This is a genomic window from Polymorphospora sp. A560 (genome assembly GCF_045781765.1).
GTDB lineage: Bacteria > Actinomycetota > Actinomycetes > Mycobacteriales > Micromonosporaceae > Polymorphospora > Polymorphospora lycopeni.
In genome coordinates, this window is the sequence record NZ_CP122282.1 from 2730546 (window position 1) to 2750467 (window position 19922).

At 69.9% G+C, this 19922-nt stretch carries 19 protein-coding genes and 1 pseudogene; 8 read left to right on the forward strand and 12 right to left on the reverse strand.

The features are described from left to right. Nucleotides 1–116: 116 nt before the first annotated feature. The 4 genes and pseudogenes from QCD66_RS12420 to QCD66_RS12435 all read left to right on the forward strand — a co-directional run. Nucleotides 117–560 (forward strand): hypothetical protein, encoded by a 444-nt coding sequence (locus QCD66_RS12420; protein WP_407566786.1) that lies wholly within the window; start codon nt 117–119, stop codon nt 558–560. Nucleotides 561–565: 5 nt separating this feature from the next. After that, a complete protein-coding gene (locus tag QCD66_RS12425; RefSeq protein WP_407567133.1) occupies nt 566–1036 on the forward strand; it encodes a hypothetical protein in 471 nt (156 codons plus the stop codon). A gap of 69 nt (nt 1037–1105) precedes the next feature. Next, nucleotides 1106–2422: an ISL3 family transposase gene (locus QCD66_RS12430; RefSeq protein ID WP_407566963.1), complete on the forward strand. Its 1317-nt coding sequence runs from the start codon at nt 1106–1108 to the stop codon at nt 2420–2422. 27 nt (nt 2423–2449) lie between these two features. Then, nucleotides 2450–3019: pseudogene (locus QCD66_RS12435) on the forward strand (transposase); the annotation flags it as partial. An 8-nt stretch (nt 3020–3027) separates the two neighbouring features. Here QCD66_RS12435 and QCD66_RS12440 read toward each other — a convergent pair. The 4 genes from QCD66_RS12440 to QCD66_RS12455 all read right to left on the reverse strand — a co-directional run bounded on the left by QCD66_RS12440 (nt 3028) and on the right by QCD66_RS12455 (nt 6634). After that, nucleotides 3028–4107 (reverse strand): hypothetical protein, encoded by a 1080-nt coding sequence (locus tag QCD66_RS12440; protein WP_375733486.1) that lies wholly within the window; start codon nt 4105–4107, stop codon nt 3028–3030. 305 nt (nt 4108–4412) lie between these two features. Next, a complete protein-coding gene (locus tag QCD66_RS12445) occupies nt 4413–4634 on the reverse strand; it encodes a DUF2945 domain-containing protein (RefSeq protein ID WP_375733485.1) in 222 nt (73 codons plus the stop codon). 223 nt (nt 4635–4857) lie between these two features. Beyond that, complete coding sequence (locus QCD66_RS12450; RefSeq protein ID WP_375733484.1) at nt 4858–5655, reverse strand: ABC transporter permease; 798 nt, start codon at nt 5653–5655, stop codon at nt 4858–4860. Beyond that, nucleotides 5648–6634, reverse strand: a complete 987-nt coding sequence (locus QCD66_RS12455) for an ABC transporter ATP-binding protein (RefSeq protein WP_375733483.1) — start codon at nt 6632–6634, stop codon at nt 5648–5650. Before QCD66_RS12455 ends, QCD66_RS12450 begins: the two co-directional genes overlap by 8 nt. Before the next feature lie 91 nt (nt 6635–6725). Between QCD66_RS12455 and QCD66_RS12460 the strand changes: the two genes are divergently transcribed. Continuing rightward, nucleotides 6726–7439 carry a TetR/AcrR family transcriptional regulator gene (locus QCD66_RS12460; protein WP_375733482.1) on the forward strand — a complete coding sequence of 238 codons (714 nt, stop codon included), beginning with the start codon at nt 6726–6728 and terminating at the stop codon, nt 7437–7439. Nucleotides 7440–7628: 189 nt separating this feature from the next. Here QCD66_RS12460 and QCD66_RS12465 read toward each other — a convergent pair whose 3' ends face one another. Together QCD66_RS12465 and QCD66_RS12470 are read right to left on the reverse strand one after the other, a co-directional pair. Further along, nucleotides 7629–8048, reverse strand: coding sequence for a hypothetical protein (locus QCD66_RS12465; protein ID WP_375733481.1), 420 nt, complete (start codon nt 8046–8048; stop codon nt 7629–7631). Between the two features lie 10 nt (nt 8049–8058). Beyond that, nucleotides 8059–8265, reverse strand: coding sequence for a hypothetical protein (locus QCD66_RS12470; RefSeq protein WP_375733480.1), 207 nt, complete (start codon nt 8263–8265; stop codon nt 8059–8061). Nucleotides 8266–8275: 10 nt separating this feature from the next. Here QCD66_RS12470 and QCD66_RS12475 point away from each other — a divergent pair, with 10 nt between their 5' ends. Then, nucleotides 8276–8632: a LysR substrate-binding domain-containing protein gene (locus QCD66_RS12475; protein ID WP_375733479.1), complete on the forward strand. Its 357-nt coding sequence runs from the start codon at nt 8276–8278 to the stop codon at nt 8630–8632. A 31-nt stretch (nt 8633–8663) separates the two neighbouring features. On the opposite strand, the gene QCD66_RS12480 is transcribed toward QCD66_RS12475, so the two are convergent. From QCD66_RS12480 to QCD66_RS12490, 3 genes are all read right to left on the reverse strand, one after another. Continuing rightward, complete coding sequence (locus tag QCD66_RS12480) at nt 8664–9653, reverse strand: BtrH N-terminal domain-containing protein (RefSeq protein ID WP_375733478.1); 990 nt, start codon at nt 9651–9653, stop codon at nt 8664–8666. Continuing rightward, on the reverse strand, nt 9650–10507 hold the full coding sequence (locus QCD66_RS12485; RefSeq protein ID WP_375733477.1) for a MerR family transcriptional regulator: 858 nt from the start codon (nt 10505–10507) through the stop codon (nt 9650–9652). Before QCD66_RS12485 ends, QCD66_RS12480 begins: the two co-directional genes overlap by 4 nt. Before the next feature lie 194 nt (nt 10508–10701). Further along, the gene (locus QCD66_RS12490; protein ID WP_375733476.1) at nt 10702–11547 is read right to left on the reverse strand and encodes a hypothetical protein; all 846 of its coding nucleotides are present in this window, start codon (nt 11545–11547) and stop codon (nt 10702–10704) included. A 182-nt stretch (nt 11548–11729) separates the two neighbouring features. Here QCD66_RS12490 and QCD66_RS12495 point away from each other — a divergent pair, with 182 nt between their 5' ends. After that, nucleotides 11730–14600 (forward strand): BTAD domain-containing putative transcriptional regulator, encoded by a 2871-nt coding sequence (locus tag QCD66_RS12495; protein WP_375733475.1) that lies wholly within the window; start codon nt 11730–11732, stop codon nt 14598–14600. Nucleotides 14601–14782: 182 nt separating this feature from the next. Then, a complete protein-coding gene (gene dxs, locus QCD66_RS12500) occupies nt 14783–16714 on the forward strand; it encodes a 1-deoxy-D-xylulose-5-phosphate synthase (RefSeq protein WP_375733474.1) in 1932 nt (643 codons plus the stop codon). A gap of 1008 nt (nt 16715–17722) precedes the next feature. On the opposite strand, the gene QCD66_RS12505 is transcribed toward dxs, so the two are convergent. The 3 genes from QCD66_RS12505 to QCD66_RS12515 are packed head-to-tail and all read right to left on the reverse strand — an operon-like array spanning nt 17723 to nt 19802. Then, nucleotides 17723–18481, reverse strand: coding sequence for an SDR family NAD(P)-dependent oxidoreductase (locus QCD66_RS12505; RefSeq protein ID WP_375733473.1), 759 nt, complete (start codon nt 18479–18481; stop codon nt 17723–17725). 2 nt (nt 18482–18483) lie between these two features. Next, nucleotides 18484–19467: an alpha/beta hydrolase gene (locus QCD66_RS12510; protein WP_375733472.1), complete on the reverse strand. Its 984-nt coding sequence runs from the start codon at nt 19465–19467 to the stop codon at nt 18484–18486. 29 nt (nt 19468–19496) lie between these two features. Continuing rightward, the gene (locus QCD66_RS12515; RefSeq protein ID WP_375733471.1) at nt 19497–19802 is read right to left on the reverse strand and encodes a putative quinol monooxygenase; all 306 of its coding nucleotides are present in this window, start codon (nt 19800–19802) and stop codon (nt 19497–19499) included. Between the last annotated feature and the right edge of the window lie 120 nt (nt 19803–19922).

Genomic DNA, 19922 nt, shown 5'->3' on the forward strand with positions numbered 1-19922 from the left:
CGCCTGTGAATGATTGCGAGCTATAGGGGGCGACCCCCACTTGGTCAAGATGGTGTGAGACACCCCGTGTGAGTGGGGTGCTGACCTGAGGGCGGGGATCGGAGATCCTTGTGTACGTGTCCACTTCATCTGGCAAGGAGTCGGCGTCCGGTGGCGGGGCTGATCCGGCGCCGAAGCCGTCGCGGCGGGTTTTCAGCCCGGAGTACAAGCTCGCGATGGTCGCCGAGTACGAGAGCGCCGCGAACGGGGAGAAAGGCGCGATCCTGCGCCGGGAGGGCTTGTACTCATCGCACATCATTGAATGGACGCGAGCCCGCGACGCCGGGCAACTCGGCAACGGAGGCGCCGAGAAAACGGACGCCGCCACGACTGTGGCCGGGGCGCGAGTGAAGAAGTCCGCGGAACAGATCGAATTGGAGAAGCTGCGCCGGCAGAACGAGAAACTGCAGGCGGATCTGAAGAAGACCCGTATGGCGTTGGATATTATGGGAAAAGCGCACGCGCTCTTGGAAGAACTCTCCGAGAGCGCGGACGACGACAGCCCGCCGAAGAGATCCTGACCGCCGTGTTCGGCGAGTTGCGCGACGCGGATATCTCGGTGCAGCGGGCGTGCGCGCTGACTGGGACCTCGCGGGCGACCTACTATCGGCGGGCGAAGCCGGTCGGACCGCGGCACGGGCCGTGGCTGCCGCGGACCCCGCCGCCGCAAGCGCTCAGCACGGCCGAACGTGACCGGGTGCTGGCGGTGTTGAACTCGCCGGTATACGCCGACCTGGCGATCCCGCAGGTCTGGGCCCGGGAACTCGATGCGGGCAGGTACCACTGCTCGATGTCCACGATGTATCGCATCGCCCGGGCGGCCGGGCAGAGCCGGGAACGACGCCGGCTGGCGACTCATCCACCCCGGGTGCGTCCAGAGCTGGTCGCGACCGGGCCCGGTCAGGTGTGGTCCTGGGACATCACCGCGTTGAAAGGACCCGTCAAAGGGGCTCTTCGAACTTGGGCGGGGTTCGTGGCTGAGCCGACCCGAGCGTGAGGGGCTCGCAGCTCATCGGTGATCATCTGAGTGTCTAGTTCGGATGGTCACAAGTGAAGAGCTGCGAGCATGGTCAACGATACGACCCGGCTGCTGGGCCTGGACGGCCTGGTCGTCGAGCGGGTCGAGCTGGATGTCACCGGTGTTCCGGTGGTGGACCTGTCCACCGGTTGTGAGCAGGCACGATGCTGCCCGCAGTGCGGGCAGCGGGCAGTGCGGGTGAAGCAGTGGACCACGACCCGGCCGCGGGACCTGCCGGTAGGTGGCCGGGCGGTACGGCTGCGCTGGCGCAAACGTCGCTGGTACTGCTCGACGTCAGGCTGTCCGCGTAAGTCGTTCACCGAGCAGGTGGCACAGGTCCCGGCCCGTGTCCGGCTGACCAGCCGGCTGCGGCAGGCGGCCGGGGCGGCGGTCGCCGATGCGGGTCGCACGATCGTGCAGGCCGCCCGGGACCACGGGATCTCCTGGCCGGTCGTGGCTGCCGCGTTCACTGCCCACGCGAAGCGGGTGTTGCCGGCCGAGCCGGAGCCGGTCGCGGTGCTGGGTATCGATGAAGTTCGCCGCGGCAAGCCGCGCTGGATCTGGGACACTCCCGCTGGTTCGTGGACCGTGACTGCGGACCGCTGGCACGTCGGCTTCTGCGATCTGTCTGGCGGTCAGGGACTACTCGCGCAGGTCGAAGGCCGCACTACGGCGGCGGTGACCGGCTGGCTGACCGCTCGCCCGCCGGCTTGGCGTGAGCGGGTCCAGGCGGTGGCGATCGACATGTGCACCGTGTTCAAGTCCGCGATCCGGCAGGTGTTGCCGCACGCGGTGCTGGTCGTCGATCACTTTCACGTCGTGCAGCTGGCCAACCGGGCGGTCACCGAGGTCCGCCGCCGCATGACCCTGATCCAGCGGGGGCGCCGCGGTCGCGGCAGCGACCCGGAATGGCGGATGCGGAACCGGCTGACCCGCTCGGCCGCCCGTATGCCCGGCAAGCACGTCGACCGCCTCGTCGACACCCTCGATGCCCTCCCGGCGGCGATCGGTGCTCCGATCCTGGCCGCGTGGAACGCGAAAGAGGACCTGCTCGACCTGCTCGCGACCGCCCGCACCCAGCCGAACAGGGAACACGTCCACCGGCTGCTGTACCGCTTCTACGCCCGCTGCGCCGCCTCTGACCTGCCCGAACTCCACCGGCTCGCCACCACGATCGAGACCTGGTGGCCACAAATACTGGCGTTCCTGACCACCGGCATCACCAATGCCGGCTCGGAAGGAACCAATCGGGTTATCAAGACCGTCGCCCGCGATGCCTACGGCTTCCGCAACCCCGAGAACCAGCGCCTACGGACCCGCACCGCCACCACCCGCCGACACCGCGGACACCTCAACCCCGCTTAATTTCGAAGAGCCGTCAAAGGCGTCTGGTACAGATGTTACGTCGTTATTGACATCTACTCACGTTACGTCACCGGCTGGCTCGTCGCCGCCGGTGAGGACGCGATCGTGGCCCGTGACTTCCTGGCCGACGCGATCAGCCGTAACGGGATCGAGCCGCACACCATCCACGCCGACCGTGGCGGCGCCATGGTGTCGAAGCCGGTATCGGAAATGCTCGTCGACCTCGGAGTCCTACGTTCGCATTCCCGGCCTCGGACCTCGAACGACAACCCGTACTCCGAAGCTCAGTTCAAGACGATGAAATACGTGCCGGACTTCCCGGATAGGTTCGGATCCCTCGCTGACGCGAGAGCCTTCTGTGACGCCTTCTTCACCGCCTACAATCACGAGCATCGGCATTCCGGGATCGGCTGGCACACTCCGGCGTCGGTGCACTACGGCACCGCCGAGCAAATCCGTGAGCAACGCCAACGCGCCCTCGACGCGGCCCACGCCGCCCACCCGGACCGGTTCAACCGCCGGCCGCGCGCACCGAAACTGCCCGACCAGGCCTGGATCAACCAGCCGACCCAGAAGGAACAGACCGTCTCAGTTTGACTTGACAACTACCGTAGCGGCTCGAGGTGTGCGCGATGTCGAGCGCTGGTGAACGTGTACCAGGTGCCGTTTTCGCGTGGGGTGAGCTGCACGACGAGGCCGTTGCCCACATGGAACTCGGTGTCAGTTGATGGGAACCATCGGTTTCGGAGCGGCACGCGCCGCAGTCCGTGCGTGAGTAGCTGCGCCTCCTCGGTGGTGAGGTTGGCGAAGGCATGGTACGGGGCGGCGAATGACGCCTCATACAATGTGAAGAGCAACAGGAATGTGCTCAGGGGGTGGGGGTCGAACGGGTCGGTATCCGGCTCGACCGTCCAGTATCGATATAGCACCGCGGGATCTGTCGCAGTTGGATCGACGGCGAGAACGAAGCCGCCTTGGTTCTCGGCGCCGAACTCAAGCCAGCCGTCCTTGTCCAGACGCAGCTCGTGGGGCGGGAACAGCGGATCTTGCCGACCGAGTATCTCCTTGCGCCCGGCCGCCGTGGCGTAGAACGCGGCGAGTGGTGGGGGAATTGGAACCTGCGGCATCTCAGTGTGGCTCTCGGCCGGCGGCACGTCGGCGTACCAGTCGGTGACGAACTCGCGGGTCGCGGCGACCGGTTCGTCCGGCAGCAACTCCAACCAGGTCGTCCGGGGCGGGGGCGGCGCGGGCAACAGCGGCCGTACCCGGTCGAGCACGTCGAACGGCAACGCGTGTTCGAGGCCAAGCCGGTACTCGACGAGCCTCTCCTCGCGAGGTTCGTAGCCACCGCCGCTGAATGTGAGCGGACCCAACGGCAGGCAGCCCTCCCGGAGGCGGACGAACCCGAGTAGCGCACTGCGTGCGGCTGCCGTCCGGCGCCCAGTAGCTTGGAGGTCGTTGTAGAGGTACGCGTTGACCTCATCCGGGAACGGACCCGCAAGGTTGAGAAACTGACGGTCCTGCACGGCGGTGCCGTCGGGTCGGTCGCCGGGTTCGACAATGACGATGAACGCATCCGGGCCCAGCACGTGGCTTGCTGACGGCGTCCGGTAGATCCGGGCTGCAGCGCCCGCCAGGGGAAGGACGTCCGACTCAGGGACGATGTCCCACCGTTCATCAGACACTGGTCGATCCCCGACTCGCTCGTCAACGTCGCCCGAAGCTAGCAGATGCCGGCGCGGCACGAGAGGCCCGGATTCGCCGGTGAGCTAGGCGAGAGCTGGGGACCGAGCGGGGACCAGGGCATGACGACACATCGCAGCCGCAGTGCGACACACAGGTCTGGGCCTGGTCCCGATGGCGCGGACGCCGCCGACACCAAGCCCGAACCTGCCACTACCGACGATGCGGCTACCCCTGACCAGCTGCCGTTGCCGTACCCGGCCGAAGGGTGCTCGCCTCGCTGTTCCTCAAGGTGTCCCGGCCCTCGTCACTCCTGCTCACGACGTAGCGCCTCCGGCCGGTGCGCGACATCCCTGCCGGAGTCGTCGTTGCGGATCCGGTACTGCGGGTGCTCCAGCGACGCGTTGACCGGGTGCCCCCGGACCTTCACACGTTCGGTGATTTCGTCCTTGACGGTCCCGTACGCCCGACCGGAGTGGCTGGCCCACGAGACGTGGTCGCCCTTGTGGAATCTGTCGCCCTTAGCCATGCTGCTCGGTTACCCACGGTGCGCACCACAAAACGACAGGTCGATGGGCTGATGGCGATGTCCGGCCAGGCCCATCTCCGGGTGATGACGCCTGGAACGTCACCCGTGCCCAGCCTCGCGCTCGCCCCCGTGGCTGTACCGATGGCGCCCGCGCGGCGGGGGCATCCCGCACGATCGGGAGGCGTATACGGATGCCAAGGCGGGTCGGGACGGGGCGGGGTCGTCAGCCGCGGCGAACCATCGCGCGGATGCTCACCGCGAGTCCGAGCGCACACCACGCGATCAGCACGACGAGGTCCTGCCGGCTCGCGGTGTAGGTGTCCGACAGCAGCCCGGCGCGGAGCAGGTCCGCGGCCGGTCGGAACGGCAGTACGTCATGGATCGTCTGGAACCAGGTGGGGAGCTGGCCGGCCGGGAAGGTGACCGGCGAGAACAGCATCACGAAGAACACCAGCACCTGGGTCGTGAGCTGGGTGAGCAGCGGGGGCAGCGTCACCGCGATCGCGTAGCCGACCGCGGTGGCGGTCACCGCGGTCAGGACGGCCGCGGCCACCAGGAGGGGCCAGTCGAAGGCGTAGCTGAAGCCGTACCGCAACTGGGCCACGATCACCGCGACGGCGACGCTCGGCAGGGCGACCACCAGCCACACCGTCAGGTCGGCCAGCAGCAGCAACGGGCGCGGCACCGGTAGCGCGCGCAGGTAGGCGAACGTGCCGTTGGTGCGTGCCTGGGCCACGCCCTGGGGGACCATGACGAGCCCGACGACCATCAGCAGGACCGTGGGTGCGCCGGTGGACAGGAAGCGGGCCGACGAGGTGTCGATGTCGGGGATGAGGAACCCGAACCCGATGATGATTCCGGCGGCGAGCAAGGCCTGTACGACGATGACGAGAGGCAGCATCGCGCCGGTCTGGGCGATCGTCCAGCGCAGCAGGGTCCCGTACGTCGTCCATGGGGCGGTGCGTGGCGGGGTGCGGGTGCGCATCGGCGCGAGTGCGGGGGCGGTCGTCGTCTCAGACATCGGTTACCTTCTGCGCGGTGGTCGCCTGTTCGGCGGCGTCGGTTGTGGTGGCGAGGTAGGCGTCCTCGAGGGTGGCGGGGGCCAGCGCGTAGCCGTCGATGCGCTTGTCCGAGCGGAGGGTCGTGGCCCAGGCGACGGCGGCCTCGGCGTCGGCCGCGTCAAGGGTCATCAGCACGCGCCGGCCGACGCGGACGCGGCGGACGATCGGGATCGGTACGTCGCGGGGGGACTCGGAGGGGTCACCGCCGTCCGGCTGCAGGGAGAGTTCGAGTCGCAGGTCGTTGTCGTTGGTCCCGCGGAGCTGGTTCGGTGATCCGGAGGCGACGACCTTGCCGCGGTCGAGGACCACGAGGTCGTCCACCACGCGTTCTGCTTCGACGACGTTGTGGGTGACGAGCAGGACGCCGGCGCCCTCGTCGCCGAGGCGGCGTACGGTCTTCCACAGATGTCGACGCCGGGCCGCGTCCACGTCGTTGGTCGGCTCGTCGAGGATGACCAGTGGCGTTTTCGCGACGGCGGCCATGGCGAACGCGGTGAGTCGGCGTATGCCGCCGGACAGGCCGCCGCCGTCCGGTGTGGCGCGGCGGTCGGACCACTCGCCGATGTCGAGTTCGTCGACCAGGGCGCGTGCGGAGCTTCTCGCGTCGGTGCGGGACATGCCGCGGAGCCGTCCGGCGATCTCGATGGCTGTCCTGGGTGTCAGGCCGTCGAGCGGTGCCTGCGCCTGGGCTTGGAGTGCCACGCAGCGTCGCGCGGTCGCCGGGTCGGCGATCGCGTCCACGCCGGCCACCCGGACCGATCCGGCATCGGGGCGGAGCAGTCCGACGATCTGCGAGACCAATGTGGTCTTGCCGGCTCCGTTGTGTCCCAGCAGGCCGACCACTTCTCCTTGGCGTACGCGTAGCCCGACGCGGTCGTTGGCGACGACTGGTCCGAACCGCCTGGTGAGGCCCTCCACCTCCAGTACTGCGCTGCTCATGGCTTCTTGAACCTCCATCGGGATACCGTCGGTATTCGAATACCGACGGTATCTGGATTCGGATGGTAGGTCAACTGACTAGAATCGCGGCATGGATCCCCGCCCCCCGACGTCCGGGCGCCGCGCCCCGCGCAGTCGTGCGCAGCGCCAGCAGGAGACCCGCGAAGCGCTCATCCTGGCGGCACTGGACGCGTTCACCCGCGACGGCTACCACGCGGCGAGCCTGGAGGGGATAGCCAACGAGGCCGGGTTCTCCAAAGGCGCGGTCTACTCGAACTTCGAGGGCAAGGCGGAACTGTTCCTGGCGGTGATGGACCACAACCTGGAGATGCTGCGCGGCGAAGGCTGGGACCCGCTCGCGGCGGCGGAAGGTGACGCCGAAACGCCCGTACCCGACGCCGCGACCGACGACGCGGCGCGGATGGTGCGCGGGTTCAGCCTGGCGACACTGGAGTTCATCGCCACCGCCGCCCGCGACGACACGCTCATCGATGCGCTGCGGCAGCGCGTTCAGGTGATGATCGACGCCTACGGGCGGGTCGCGGCCGATGGTCGACCGACCGGCGAAGTCCTTCCGGTCGACGACGTCGCCCAACTCATGGCCGCCTTCGACCAGGGAGTATCGGTGCTCACGCTCAGCGGCATCGCCTCCATGGACGGTGCGCTGATGCGAACCGGCCTGCGCCGGCTCATGGACCCGGCGGGCGCCGTGGGCGAACCGGCACCCCGACGCGACGGCCACACGTCGTCGCGACCGGATGTCCAGGCGGTACGGAGACTGATGCGCGACCTGCCGGGTTCCTGATCCGCTGCGGCAACCCGCAGGGAGGCGCGGTGCCACCGAGTTGATCCCCGCGTGGAACCGGATCCGGAGCCGCGCGTCGCCGCTTGGCCGCGGTCAGCCCACCGACCTGGCTCGAACCTGTCACCGACGAGCGGTACCCGGGATCCGCTCGCGTCCGGTGAGGGCGTCGAGAGAGTCGGGGCGCACCGGTCAGCTTGTTCGCCGGCGCCTTCGGCGTTCGACGAAGAGCCAGCCGGCCACGCCCAGACAAGCGGTGGCCAGGAGGGCCAGCGACACCAGAGCCGGTTTGACCCACGCCGGGACCAGGTCGTATTCGGCGTTGCACCAGTTGTGCAGCGGAAACCATCGCGGGTGTTCCCGCCACTGGAGCGAGCGGTAGGCCTCGTCGTAGGTGACGCCTGTTGCGCGGCAGGATTCCTTCGGGTCCAGGGAGGAACCGGAGAAAACGCCGACGAACCACGTGACGGCGGCGGCGACCGTGCAGAGTCCGGCCGTCGCGATGAACCAGCCGGGGGTTCTCCATCGGTCGGTGAGCAGTGCTCCGCCCCACCACCGCAGCAGGAGCGCGAAAGCGATGGCGGCCAGAAGTGAACAGGCGACGATGCTCATGTTCCTGGTGCTAACCGAGCCTGTACGGGGTCAGGTACTCCGGCAGTAGAATCGTGGTGCGTGGTGCCGTCTCGCGTACGGCGGCGAGGAAGGCGTCGAGCCGCCGACGGTCGTTCGGCGTGGTGGACGGAGGATTGCTCAGCGGCGTCTCGAAGTCGTCCCAGTGCACCGGCACGACCAGGGCCGGCCGATCCAACGCTGTCAGCAGGCGCGGCACGTGGGCGTGGGTGGCGTCGGTCGTCGGCCAGCACGGCTTCACGCCGGCACGGGTACGGCACGCACGCAATCCCGAATTCGTGCTGGGACTCGTACTCGCCGGAAGGGGCATCGCGTTCGAACCGGAAGAAGCGACCCGGCGCGAGCCGCGCGTGGTCTGGCGCCCGATCGTCGATCACCCACTGCACCGGGTCGTCTCCGCGGCGTGGCCCGCACCGGCGCCGCACACCGCGGCGGAGCATTTCGCGCAGATCGCCGCCGAGACGCTGGACGAGCCCTCACCCGCCCCGACAGGCGTCCCAGCGCCGGACTCGGCGTGCCCTTGGAACATCGTCTTCGCCCCACAGGCGGCCGGCGCCGGCCGGTAACCGGACGTACGCGACCGTCGGGGACCCGCGGTCAGTCGGCGCCGACGGCGGACAGGACCCGCATGGCGTCGTGTTCCCGGTCGGCGAGTTCGGCGAGGATTTCCGAGGCGCGGGCGAGGTGGTCCGGGTCGCCGGTTTCACCGGCGGTCGTGACGTGGTGGGCGACCCCGGTCCACAGCGGGGCGATCTTCGCGTACATCTGGTGGCCGTGGCGGAGGTTGTCGTCGTCGACGATGGCGGCGCATTCGGCGAGGAAGTCGCGGTAGATGTTGCGGAAGAGTGCGCCGCCGGTCCCGCCGCGTTCCATCAGCCTCGCGGCGAGCGGGAGGTCGCGCGACGGGTCGGTCGAGCGGTCGAGCCAGCGCGTCACCTGTCGGGCCGCCTTGGCGATGCCACGGTGGCCGAGGTTGGCGATGGGCGGGTCGAGGAAGGTGTGCGCGTTGCCGCGGACGGCGGTCCGGACGGCGCGAGCCAGGTCGGGCCGGCCGGTGGGGCCGGTCACGGTGTAGGACAGGTTGCGGGCGGTCATCGGTCCGCGTTCGTTGCGGGCCCGTTCCAGGCTTGCCAGTGTGGTCGTCACGGCGCCGCCCTGCTGCGCGGTGTCGATCAGGTAGGCGTGGGTGTCGTCGTAGCCGTACATCGCGGCGAAGTGTCCACCGAAGTGGACCTTCGTGGTGAAGTAGTCCAGGTGGTAGGAGTCCAGTTGCAGGCCGACCGGGCGTCCGGCGTCGAGGGCGGCGGTGACGTTCTGCCAGGCCCTGCGGGGCGAGGCGGTCTCCTGGACGTGCAGCGTCAGGCCCAGCCGGTCGGCGACGGTCCGGGTGATCGAGGCCGGCTTGCCACGGCCGCCGAGGAACGGGAAGTCCATGTTCCTGGCGTCCCAGTAGACGAAGCCCAGCCCCTCGCCGAGGCCGAACAGCATCGGCTCGGACAGGTCGAGGCCCGCGTGGCGCAGCACGGCGCCGAGCGTGGTGGTCTCGCAGTGCTGACCGGCGGGGAACGCCACGTTCTCGATGATCACTTGGTTTCCTGTTCTGCTGGTCGGGTTGGGCCGGACGACGGGCGGACCGGCCAGGCGACCTCCGTGCGGAGCGCCGCGGTGGGTACGCCGGGCGCCGGCGGGACGAGGTAGCTCTCCTCGGCCGGGCCCGCCAGCACCCGGTCGTGCTCGGCGATCCAGCGGCCCAGCGAACGGTAGGCGCTGTCGACGTCGTCGTAGCCGCCCTCGTGGACGGTCGCGGCGAGCAGGCAGCCCGCCAGTTCGCCGGCCGCGATCGTCGCTGTCGGCCGGGGCGGGCGTGCCACCGGCACGAACAACTCCACCTGCCACTGCGTCGCCTCGGGGTCGTCGCCGAGGTAGCGGGTCCCGGGCGGCCCCGCCGGGTCGATTCCCTGCTCGGCGAGGCCGGCGAACAGGCGCGCGAACCCGGGGGCCAGCGCCTCGGCCAGCCCGCTCGGCGGCGTACGCAGCACCGTACGGGCGGTCGGCTGGGCGACGCGCCACCGTTCGTACACGTGCAGCCACCCCGGCACGCGCCCCGGCTCGGCCAGCACGGCCCCCAACCGCCCGGCGATCTCGTCCAGCCGGGCCGCCTGCGCGGCCACCCGGTCCCGGTGCCGCTCGATGACGGCGCGTGCCTGCTCCGGAACATCGGCCGCCAGGATCTCGGCGATCTCGGGCAACGGCACCTCCATCTCTCGCAGCCGCCGGATCAGCCCGGCACGGGGAAACTGGTCGACGCCGTACCGGCGGTAGCCGGTGTCCGGATCGACGCACGCCGGAACGAGCAGTCCCAGCCGGTCGTAGTTCCGCAGCACCCGTACCGACAACCGGGTCGCTCGCGCGAACACCCCGATCGGCATCAACCCCGTCACCGACGCCTCCAACAAGCCTCGACCCTCTCCCGGGGAGAGGGTCAACCCCGGCCCGACCCCTGCCGCACCGACCAACGAAACAAATCATCACGCAACGGGTCCGACCGGCGGACCGGACCAACCACGACCGATGGTCCGGTCGGCCGCTGACGCGACCGACCGGACCAGAGCCGAGCGACCAGCCCGCGTACCGGTCAGCTACCGCAGATGCCGTACGCGGCGACCGTCCAGTTCCCGGCCAGGCCGTCGGCGTCCTCGTCGGCCCAGACCCGGACGGTGTCCTCCGGCCCGATGTTGACCCCGGACAGCAGCACCTGACCGTTGCCGGCGTTGATGTCCGCGCCCACGCTGTACAGCGCCTTTCCGGCCGGGCAGGTGACGGACGCGACGCTGTCGGTCGGCGCCGGGTCCCACAGCCGCTCCAGGCCCGCCACGGCGGTGGCGCACACGGCGAAGGCCGTGACGGACCAGCCGGTCGTGGTCGCGCCCTGGACCGCGACGCCGCGCGCGGTGACGGACTTCAGGTCGAAGGACGGCACCACCTGGTCCAGCACGACGTCCCCGGCGCCGCCGTTGACCCGGCCACCCATCCCGATGACGCTCTTCGTTCCGCAGCTCGCGGTCACGTACTGCGTTCCCACCGCCCCGGTCACCGCGACGACCTGATACCCGGCCGGCGGCGAGACGCAGACGGCCCTGGTGGTGAAGCGCCAGTCGCCGGTGTAGTCGACCGGCCCGGCCTCGCGCATCGTGGCGACGAACCCGCTGCCGTCGGCCAGCGGCTCCAACCGGTCCACCGCGACGCGCCCCCCGGCGTCGGGCGACGTCGTGAGGTAGGCGCCCCCGCCGCTGACGACCGTGTTCGCCGGGCAGCGGACGGGGAGCGACTTGTCGCTGCTGTTCTCCTGCGTCGTTTCGCCCCTGAGCACCAGCCCGGCCGGGTCCGCGGAAGCGGGAGCCGTCCAGCCCACGCCCACCGTACCGAGGGCGACCAGGGCCACGGCGAGCCGGGCGAAACCGCGATGTACGAATGTGCGCACTGCTACCTCCTAAATCCTGAGCAGGCAGCGGGACGCACCTGGATCGACCCCTGCCTGTCGGTCACTGGCGACAAGCCTGGTTCGCCGGGCTTGGCGTCTGCTACCCGGCGGCTTGGCGCGGACGGACCGACCAGACGATCCACATCGGACTGCTCCATCGCTGGTGCAGGGTGAGGAGGAGCATGAGGTGGCGCATACTCGGCCCCGTCGAGGCCGACATCGACGGGAAGGTCCTGGACTTCCGGCGCCCCCAGCAACGCGCGGTGCTGGCCCTGCTGCTCCTCGACGCGGGCCGGGTGGTGTCACCCGAGCAACTGATCAACGCGCTCTGGACGGGCGAGCCGCCCCGCAGCTCCCGTACCCAGGTCCAGGTATGCGTGTCGCGGATCCGGGCGGCGCTGCGGGGCGCCGGCCTCACGGACGTGCTGCTCACCCAGGCCGGCGGCTACCGCCTCGTCGTCGGGCCGGACGAACTGGACCTGGCCGTGTTCACCGGCGCCGTGGCCCAAGCCCGGACGGCCGTCGCGGCCGGTCAGCCGGCGACCGCCGCGGAGTTGCTCGGGACCGGGCTGGCGTTGTGGCGTGGACCGGCACTGGCCGGCGCGGCGGGCGCGTTCGTCGAGTCCGCCGCCGCGCGCCTGGACGAACAGCGGCTGTCCGCGTACGAGCAGCTCGCGACCGCCGAGTTGACGCTGGGCCGGCACGCGGACGTGATCGAGGTGCTGCGTCCGGTGGTAGACGCTCACCCGCTGCGCGAGTCGCTGATCAGCCGGTACCTGCTCGCGCTGGCCGGTGCGGGCCAGCGGGCGCGCGCGTTGGAGGTGTACGCCGAAACCCGTCGCCGGTTGGTCGAGGAACTGGGGGTGGAGCCCGCCGCCGAACTGGCTGCGGCGCACCTACGGGTGTTGCGCCACGACATGCCCGATCCCGAACCCGAGCCGCAGCCCGGTCCCCGTCCGGCTTCCGTGCCGCCGCCCGATGCGGTGCCGATCCCCGCCGCACCGGTACCGGCCCAACTGCCCACCGACGTACCCGGTTTCACCGGCCGTCAGGCCGAACTGCGCGCACTGGACGCGTTGCTGGATGGCGCTGACGGCGCCGGTGGCCGGGCGGTCGTGATCTCCGCGATCGGCGGCACCGCCGGCGTCGGCAAGACCGCACTGGCGGTGCACTGGGCACACCGTACGGCGCACCGGTTTCCGGACGGACAGCTCTACGTCAATCTGCGCGGCTTCGATCCGGGTGGGCGGGCGGTCGGACCGGCCGAGGCGCTGCTCGGATTCCTGGAGGCGCTGCAGGTACCACGACAGCAGGTACCGACCGAGCTGTCCCGGCAGGCGGCCCTCTACCGCACCCTGATGGCCGGCCGGCGGGTGCTCGTCCTGCTCGACAACGCCCGCGACGCCGAGCAGGTCCGGGACCTGTTGCCCGGAGCACCGGGGTGCCTGGTGGTCGTCACCAGCCGCAACCGGCTCACCGGCCTGGTCATCGCGGAAGGCGCGCGACCGCTCACCCTGGACCTGCTCACCGCCACGGAGTCCCGGGAGCTTCTGCGGCAGCGCATCGGGCGGGACCGAACCACGGCGGACCTCGCGGCGGTGGAGGAGATCATTCGACGGTGCGCCGGGCTGCCGCTGGCACTGGCCGTCGTGGCGGCACGGGCATCGACCCACCCCCACCTGCCGCTGGCCGCCCTCGCCGCCGAACTGCGCGACGTACGCGGCGGTGACCTGGCCGCGTTCGACACCGGAGACCCGGCGACCGACGTACGCGCGGTCCTCTCCTGGTCGTACCGGGCGCTGGAGCCCGATGCCGCCCGGCTGTTCCGCCTCCTGGGGCTCCACCCCGGACCGGACGCGGGACAACCGGCGTTGGCCAGCCTCGCCGGGATTCCGCCGGCCCGGGTACGTCCGCTCCTGGCCCGGCTCACCGGGGCGCACCTGCTGACCGAACACGCACCGGGCCGGTACGCGCAGCACGACCTGCTCGCCAGTTACGCCGCCGAGTTGTGCCACACGATCGACAGCGAGGTCGAGCGTGCCGTCGCCAGTCACCGCCTGTTCGACCACTACCTGCACACCACGCACGCGGCGGACCGGTTGCTCGACCCGTACCGGCTGGCGGTTTCCGTCGTGCCGGCGGCCCCGCGGCCGGACGTGACCAGCGAAGAGCCGGTCGACCACCCGGCCGCGATGGCCTGGTTCGCGGCGGAGCAGGACGTTCTGCTGGCCGTCGTCGACCGGGCCGGGCGGGCCGGATTCGACGACCACGCGTGGCAACTGGCCGCCGTGCTCACCACCTACCTCGACCGGCGCGGCCACTGGCACGACCTGATCGCCGTGCAGCGCACGGCACTCGACGCCGCCCGGCGCGGCGCCAACCGCCTCGGTCGGGCGCACGCCCACCGGGGGCTCGCCATCGCCTGCACGTGGCTCGGCCGCAACACCGACGCGCACGTCCACTACCAGCGGGTCCTCGACCTCTACCGCGAGCTGGCGGACCCGGTCGGCCAGGCGCACACCCACGTCGGCGTGAGCTGGATACTCGCCCGGGAGGGCCGGCACGACGAGGCGCTCGACCAGACCGGGCAGGCGCTCAGCCTCTACCGGGCGGCCGGCTACCTGGTCGGTCAGGCCAAGGCCCTCAACAACCTGAGCTGGCTGCACGCCCGGCTCGACCATCACGAACTGGCCCTCAACTGTTCCCGCCGGGCCCTCACCCTGCACGAGGAGAACGAGGATCGGCACGGCGCCGCGCTGGCCTGGGACAACCTGGGGTACGCCCAGCACCGGCTCGGCCGGCACGACGAGGCCCTACGCTGCTACCGGCGGGCCCTCGACCTGCACCGCGCCCTCGGCGACCGCTACGACGAGGCGGAGGTGCTGGCGAACCTCGGCGAAACGTATTGGTTCATCGGTGCCCCCGAGGCCGCCCGGTCGGCGTGGCAGGCCGCCCTGGCCATCTTCGACGAACTGGACCACCCGGACGCCGACGGGCTGCGGACCAGGCTCGCCGCCAGCCCGCCGTACGTCGCCGGCCCGGTCGGCACCTGATCATCCACGGCCGAGGGCAGCGTGTGCCCGGAACTCCGCCCCACCCGTCCGGAAACGGGTACGGATCATTTATGAAATCCGGTCGGCCACCGCAAGAACCGTCACCGTGCCACATGATCGACAAGCGACTTTGCCAGTGAGTCGGTTGGCCGGCCTTGAGCTGCCCGATAGTCTTTCCGGCTATGAACGACCACGCGCAGACCCTGCTGAGCACGATCCGCGGGCCCCAGGACCTGAAGACCCTGGCGCCCGAGCAGATGACCGTGCTCGGAGCCGAGATCCGGGATTTCCTGGTCGCCAAAGTGGCGCGCACCGGTGGTCACATCGGCCCCAACCTGGGTGTCGTCGAACTCACGCTCGCGATGCACCGCATCTTTGACAGCCCTCGTGACCGGTTCATCTTCGACACCGGGCACCAGGCCTACGTGCACAAGATTCTGACCGGGCGGCAGGACGGGTTCGACCTCTTGAAGCGACGCGGCGGGCTCACGGGATACCCGAGCCAGGCCGAGAGCGAGCACGACCTCGTCGAGAACTGCCATGCCTCCACCGCCCTGTCCTATGCCGACGGCATGGGCAAGGCCTATGCCCTGCGGGGCGAGCTACGGCACGTCGTCGCGGTAGTGGGGGACGGTGCCCTCACCGGTGGTATGTGCTGGGAAGCACTCAACAATATCGCCGCCACCCGCAACCGTCTGGTCATCATCGTCAATGACAACGGCCGCTCCTACGCGCCGACCATTGGCGGGCTCGCGGATCACCTTGCGTCCCTGCGGCTCGATCCGGGGTACGAGAAGATACTCGATTTCACCAAGGACGCTCTGGAAAAGACCCCGCTGGTCGGCAAGCCGTTGTTTGACGCGCTGCATGCGGTGAAAAAGGGCATCAAGGATGCCGTGGCGCCGCAGGCGATGTTCGAGGATCTCGGGATCAAATACGTCGGACCGGTCGACGGCCACGATCTGGCGGCGATGGAGTCGGCGCTCACCCGGGCCAAGCGTTACGGCGGCCCGGTCATCGTGCACGCGATGACGCACAAGGGTCACGGCTACGCGCCGGCCGAGCAGGACGAGGCCGACCGGCTGCACGCGCCCGGTGCCTTCGACCCGGAAACGGGGAAGCAGCTGGCCGCCCCCAGTCTCAAGTGGACGAAGGTGTTCGCCGACGAACTGGTGGCCATCGCGGGAGAGCGGCCCGACGTCGTCGGCATCACGGCTGCGATGCCGGAGTCGACCGGCATCGACAAACTCGCCGCCGCCTACCCGGACCGGGTGTTCGACGTCGGCATCGCCGAGCAGCACGCGACCACGTCTGCCGCTGGGCTCGCGCTGGCCGGGCTGCACCCGGTGGTGGCGATCTACGCGACCTTCCTCAACCGTGCCTTCGACCAGGTGCTGCTGGATGTGGCACTGCACAAGCTGCCCGTGACGTTCGTGCTCGACCGGGCAGGTGTCACCGGGCCGGACGGGCCGAGCCACTACGGCATCTGGGACATGTCCATCCTCGGCGTGGTGCCGGGCCTCCGGGTGGCCGCTCCTCGGGACGCCGAGACCCTGCGTATGTCCCTGCGCGAGGCGGTGGCGATCAACGACGGGCCGACGGTGGTGCGCTTCCCGACCGGGTCGGTGCCGGCCGCCCTGCCCGCGCTGCGCCAGGTCGGCGGCATCGACGTACTCGCCGAGACGCGTGAGCGCAGGGACGTCCTGCTGGTCGCGGTAGGACCCTTCGCTCACCTCGGGGTACAGGTCGCGGCCGAACTGGCGAAGCGGGGCTTCGGCGTGACCGTGGTGGATCCGCGCTGGGTTCGCCCCGTGCCGGTCGAGATGGTCGGGCTCGCGGGCGCGCACCAGCTGGTCGTGACCATCGAGGACGGGGTACGCAACGGCGGCGTCGGCGATGCGGTCGCCAAGCTGCTGCGTGACCATGAGCTGGACGTGCCGTTGCGTGACCTGGGTGTGCCGGCGCAGTGGATCGACCACGGCACGCGGGCCGAGATTCTTGCCGAGATCGGCCTGACGGCCGCCGACGTGACCGAGCGGGTCCAGGGCTGGATCGGGGCGCTGTCGGTGCCTGAGAAGCCCGGCCTGCCCGGCGTCGGCCGCGGTGCCCGATGACGTGACGAGCCCTTCACGTGAGGGGTTGGCCGAGTTGGTCGGTAACCGCCGGTTGGCCGCCACACCGGATCAGGGGCCGTGCGCCCTCGGGCCACACCTGGACCTCGATGGCCGGCACCACACCGGGAGCGGCCCACGGCGTTCGACGCTGTGGGCCGCTCCTGTCGAGGCCTCGACCGCTGAGGCCGTTCCTCAGGCTGGGACACCGCAGTACCAACTGCCGGCGGACGTGCACACCGTGACTCATACGTTGCGCACGTCATACGGAGTCAGGAAGCTGCCGGAGATGGGCTTCGTCGTACCGTTGGCCGCCCAGCCGATCTGCTCGTTTCGATTGGTCCAGGCGCCGTGGTGGTACTCCTGCCAGCCTCAGGTAGGCGTAGGACGTCGACGGGTTTGCCGCGTAGTCGGTGATCGTGCCGGACGCGGTGACCCTCTGCGAGTACACGCCCCGATCTCCTGACGCCCTGCCGAAGGAGTTCGACGCGGTGAAGCTCGCAAGGATCTGCACAGACTCATCGGACGGCGCGGCCTGTGCCGGAACGGCCAACGCTCCGGCCATGAACAAGTGCCGAGGATGACACTCAGTGTCCGACTGATTCGCATTACTTCCTCCTCTGCCGTGGGCGGGCCTGGATGGCCGGTGGAACCTCCTTCAACTTGTTCGGTCAGGTCAGGGCGCAGGAGGACAGGGTGTCCTCGGGCAACGCCGGGTCCTGCAAGACGAAGAGGTCCTGTGTGGTCGCTTCGACCTGTGACCGCAAGCCTGACCGGCGATCGGTAATGCGGGGAAGGGGCTGTGCGGAACAGTTCCGTACACGCCGCCTCGACGCTGCCTGCGGCCCAACGGTCGCAGTGGTGGCGATCACGGTCCGCAACGAAGTCGTGGATCCGAGAATGCGAGTGGATAGTCGTGCCGGGAACCGAGGCACAGGCGGCCGCCGGCGACGCAAGGCATGTCAGGAACCCATCCCGCTGATGCACCCCTTGAAGTCGGACGGTGGGCTGCTAGAGGTTGTAGCCGCCGGAAACCTCGATGTTCTGTGCGGTGATCCAGCTTCCGTCTTCGCCGAGTAGTGCCGCTATGGCTACGCCGATGTCGTCCGGTTCGCCGAGTCGGCCCAGGGCGGTTCTGGCGGCGAGACCGGGGACCACCTCGGGGTGGCGTTCGAACGCGTTGTCGGCGATGCGGGTGCGGGTGGAACCGGGCGAGACCGAGTTGACCCGGATGCCGCGTCGGCTGAACTCCTTGGCCAGGTAGCGGGTCAGTACGACCAGGCCGCCTTTCATCGTGCCGTAGGCGGAGTATCCGGGCTCGAGGCCGGAGACCGACGCGGCGTTGCTGGTGACGTTGACGATGGCGCCGCCGTCGGCCAGCAGCGGTCGCAGCGTCTGGGTGAGGAAGTACGGGCCTTTGAGCAGCACCCGCATGAGTGCGTCGAACATCTCCTCCGTGGTGTGCTCGAACAGGGCCATCCGGCTGGATCCGGCGTTGTTGACGAGGTGGTCGAACGTGTCACGCTGCCAGGTGTCGCGGAGGACGGCGACAACGGAGTCGCGGAATGCCGGGAAGGTCTCCGATCGGCCGATGTCCAGCCGTAGCGCGACAGCGGTGCCGCCGTTCTTCTCGATCGTCGCGACCGTGTCCGACGCGCCGGCGTGGTTGTCGCGGTAGGTGAGGATGACGCCCGTTCCGCGCTTGGCGATCTGGATGGCCGCGCTCTGTCCGATGCCGGAACTGGCGCCGGTCACGATGGCGATCCGCATGGTCAGCCCTCTTCCTTCGTCTGGATGTCGGGAGCCGTGCCGAGTACGCGCGTGAGCCAGTCGTTGCGTGTCTGTCGGGCCGCGGCCGAGACCGGTACGTGCGGATACAGCGCGTCGAATCCGTGGAAGCCTCCGGCCCAGACGTGGAGTTCGGCCTGGCCACCGGCGGCCCAGATCCGGGCGGCGTAGTTGACGCCCTCGTCCCGGAAGACCTCGGCCGAGCCGGCGTCGACGTAGGTGGTGGGTAGGCCGGCGAGATCGTCGGCCAGGGCCGGTGAGACGTACGCGGGTACCGTGGCGCCGGCGAGGTGGCCGAGCACGGATCGCCAGGCGAACTCGTTCATCTCGCGGGTCCAGACACCCGGCTCGCCGGAGTACTGCCGGCTGGAGGTGGTGGTGTTGCGGTGGTCGAGCATGGGGCCGATCAGCACCTGGGCGGCGATCGCCGGAGCGCCACGGTCGCGGGCCATCAGGGTGACCCCGGCGGCGAGGCCACCGCCGGCGCTCGCGCCCGCCACGATGATCCGGGCCGGATCGATGCCCAGGTCGGCGGCGTGCTCGGCGGTCCAGAGCAGCCCGTGGTAGCAGTCGTCGACCAGGGTCGTGCCGTTGACCTCCGGTGCCAGCCGGTAGTCGACCGAGATCACCACCGCGCCGAGCAGTTCCAGCCACTCCAGCGGGATGTCGATCTGGGAATAGCGGTCGCCCATGACCATCCCGCCGCCGTGGATCCAGTAGACGCACGGCGCGGCGGCGGTACGGGCCATCCGGGTGGGAGTGAGGATCGAGAGCGGGATCCGCGTGCCGTCCTGAGCGGAGATGGTCACTTCGCGCCGCTCGACAGCACGGCCGTCGAGCAGCGGTTCGACCGGTGACGACGCGTACGGCCGGATCTGCGCCAGGGCCTCGGGGGTGAGTTGGGGGACGAGCGGCATGTCGGCGAGCAGCATGCGCAGTGCGGGGTCGAAGTCAGGTCGTGCCAACACCACGATGGTCCTTTCTCTTGACGGCGTTTTCAGAAGGTGGCCTTGCCGCCGACCGGTACCTCGTCGACGTAGTGCGATTCGTCGGCGAGAAGCGGGCGCAGCTTGGCAACCAGGGCCTGCGCCTGCTCGGTGGCGAAGAAGGCGCCGTGCGCCGGCTGGCTGGTCCAGCCCTCGGTCACGGAGACGACGTCCGGGTTGCTGGCCGAGCGGGAGACCAGGAAGACGACGCAGTCCTGGTTCGGCAGCGACGGGGCGTCGAGGAGAAGCTCGACCAGTTCGTCGCCCTTGCCCGGCCGCGCGGTCATGGTGGCGTGGAATCCGTGGGTGACTGTCATGGGTGCCTGTTCCTCCCAGCCTTGGAGCTGGCATCCGCTCCGGGAATATCGACCACCTCATCGAATCACCGTGAGCAGTGGAAACGTTAGAACGATGCTCGCAACGTCTTGCCTGATCCT

What these genes read in the sequence shown, in the direction of transcription:
- QCD66_RS12460 (WP_375733482.1), top strand. Translation starts at nt 6,726, where the DNA reads ATGGATCCCCGCCCCCCGACGTCCGGGCGCCGCGCCCCGCGCAGTCGT.
- QCD66_RS12465 (WP_375733481.1), bottom strand. Translation starts at nt 8,048, where the DNA reads ATGAGCATCGTCGCCTGTTCACTTCTGGCCGCCATCGCTTTCGCGCTC.
- QCD66_RS12505 (WP_375733473.1), bottom strand. Translation starts at nt 18,481, where the DNA reads ATGCGGATCGCCATCGTGACCGGCGCCAGTTCCGGCATCGGACAGAGC.
- QCD66_RS12450 (WP_375733484.1), bottom strand. Translation starts at nt 5,655, where the DNA reads ATGTCTGAGACGACGACCGCCCCCGCACTCGCGCCGATGCGCACCCGC.
- QCD66_RS12455 (WP_375733483.1), bottom strand. Translation starts at nt 6,634, where the DNA reads ATGAGCAGCGCAGTACTGGAGGTGGAGGGCCTCACCAGGCGGTTCGGA.
- QCD66_RS12495 (WP_375733475.1), top strand. Translation starts at nt 11,730, where the DNA reads ATGAGGTGGCGCATACTCGGCCCCGTCGAGGCCGACATCGACGGGAAG.
- QCD66_RS12445 (WP_375733485.1), bottom strand. Translation starts at nt 4,634, where the DNA reads ATGGCTAAGGGCGACAGATTCCACAAGGGCGACCACGTCTCGTGGGCC.
- QCD66_RS12515 (WP_375733471.1), bottom strand. Translation starts at nt 19,802, where the DNA reads ATGACAGTCACCCACGGATTCCACGCCACCATGACCGCGCGGCCGGGC.
- QCD66_RS12430 (WP_407566963.1), top strand. Translation starts at nt 1,106, where the DNA reads ATGGTCAACGATACGACCCGGCTGCTGGGCCTGGACGGCCTGGTCGTC.
- dxs (WP_375733474.1), top strand. Translation starts at nt 14,783, where the DNA reads ATGAACGACCACGCGCAGACCCTGCTGAGCACGATCCGCGGGCCCCAG.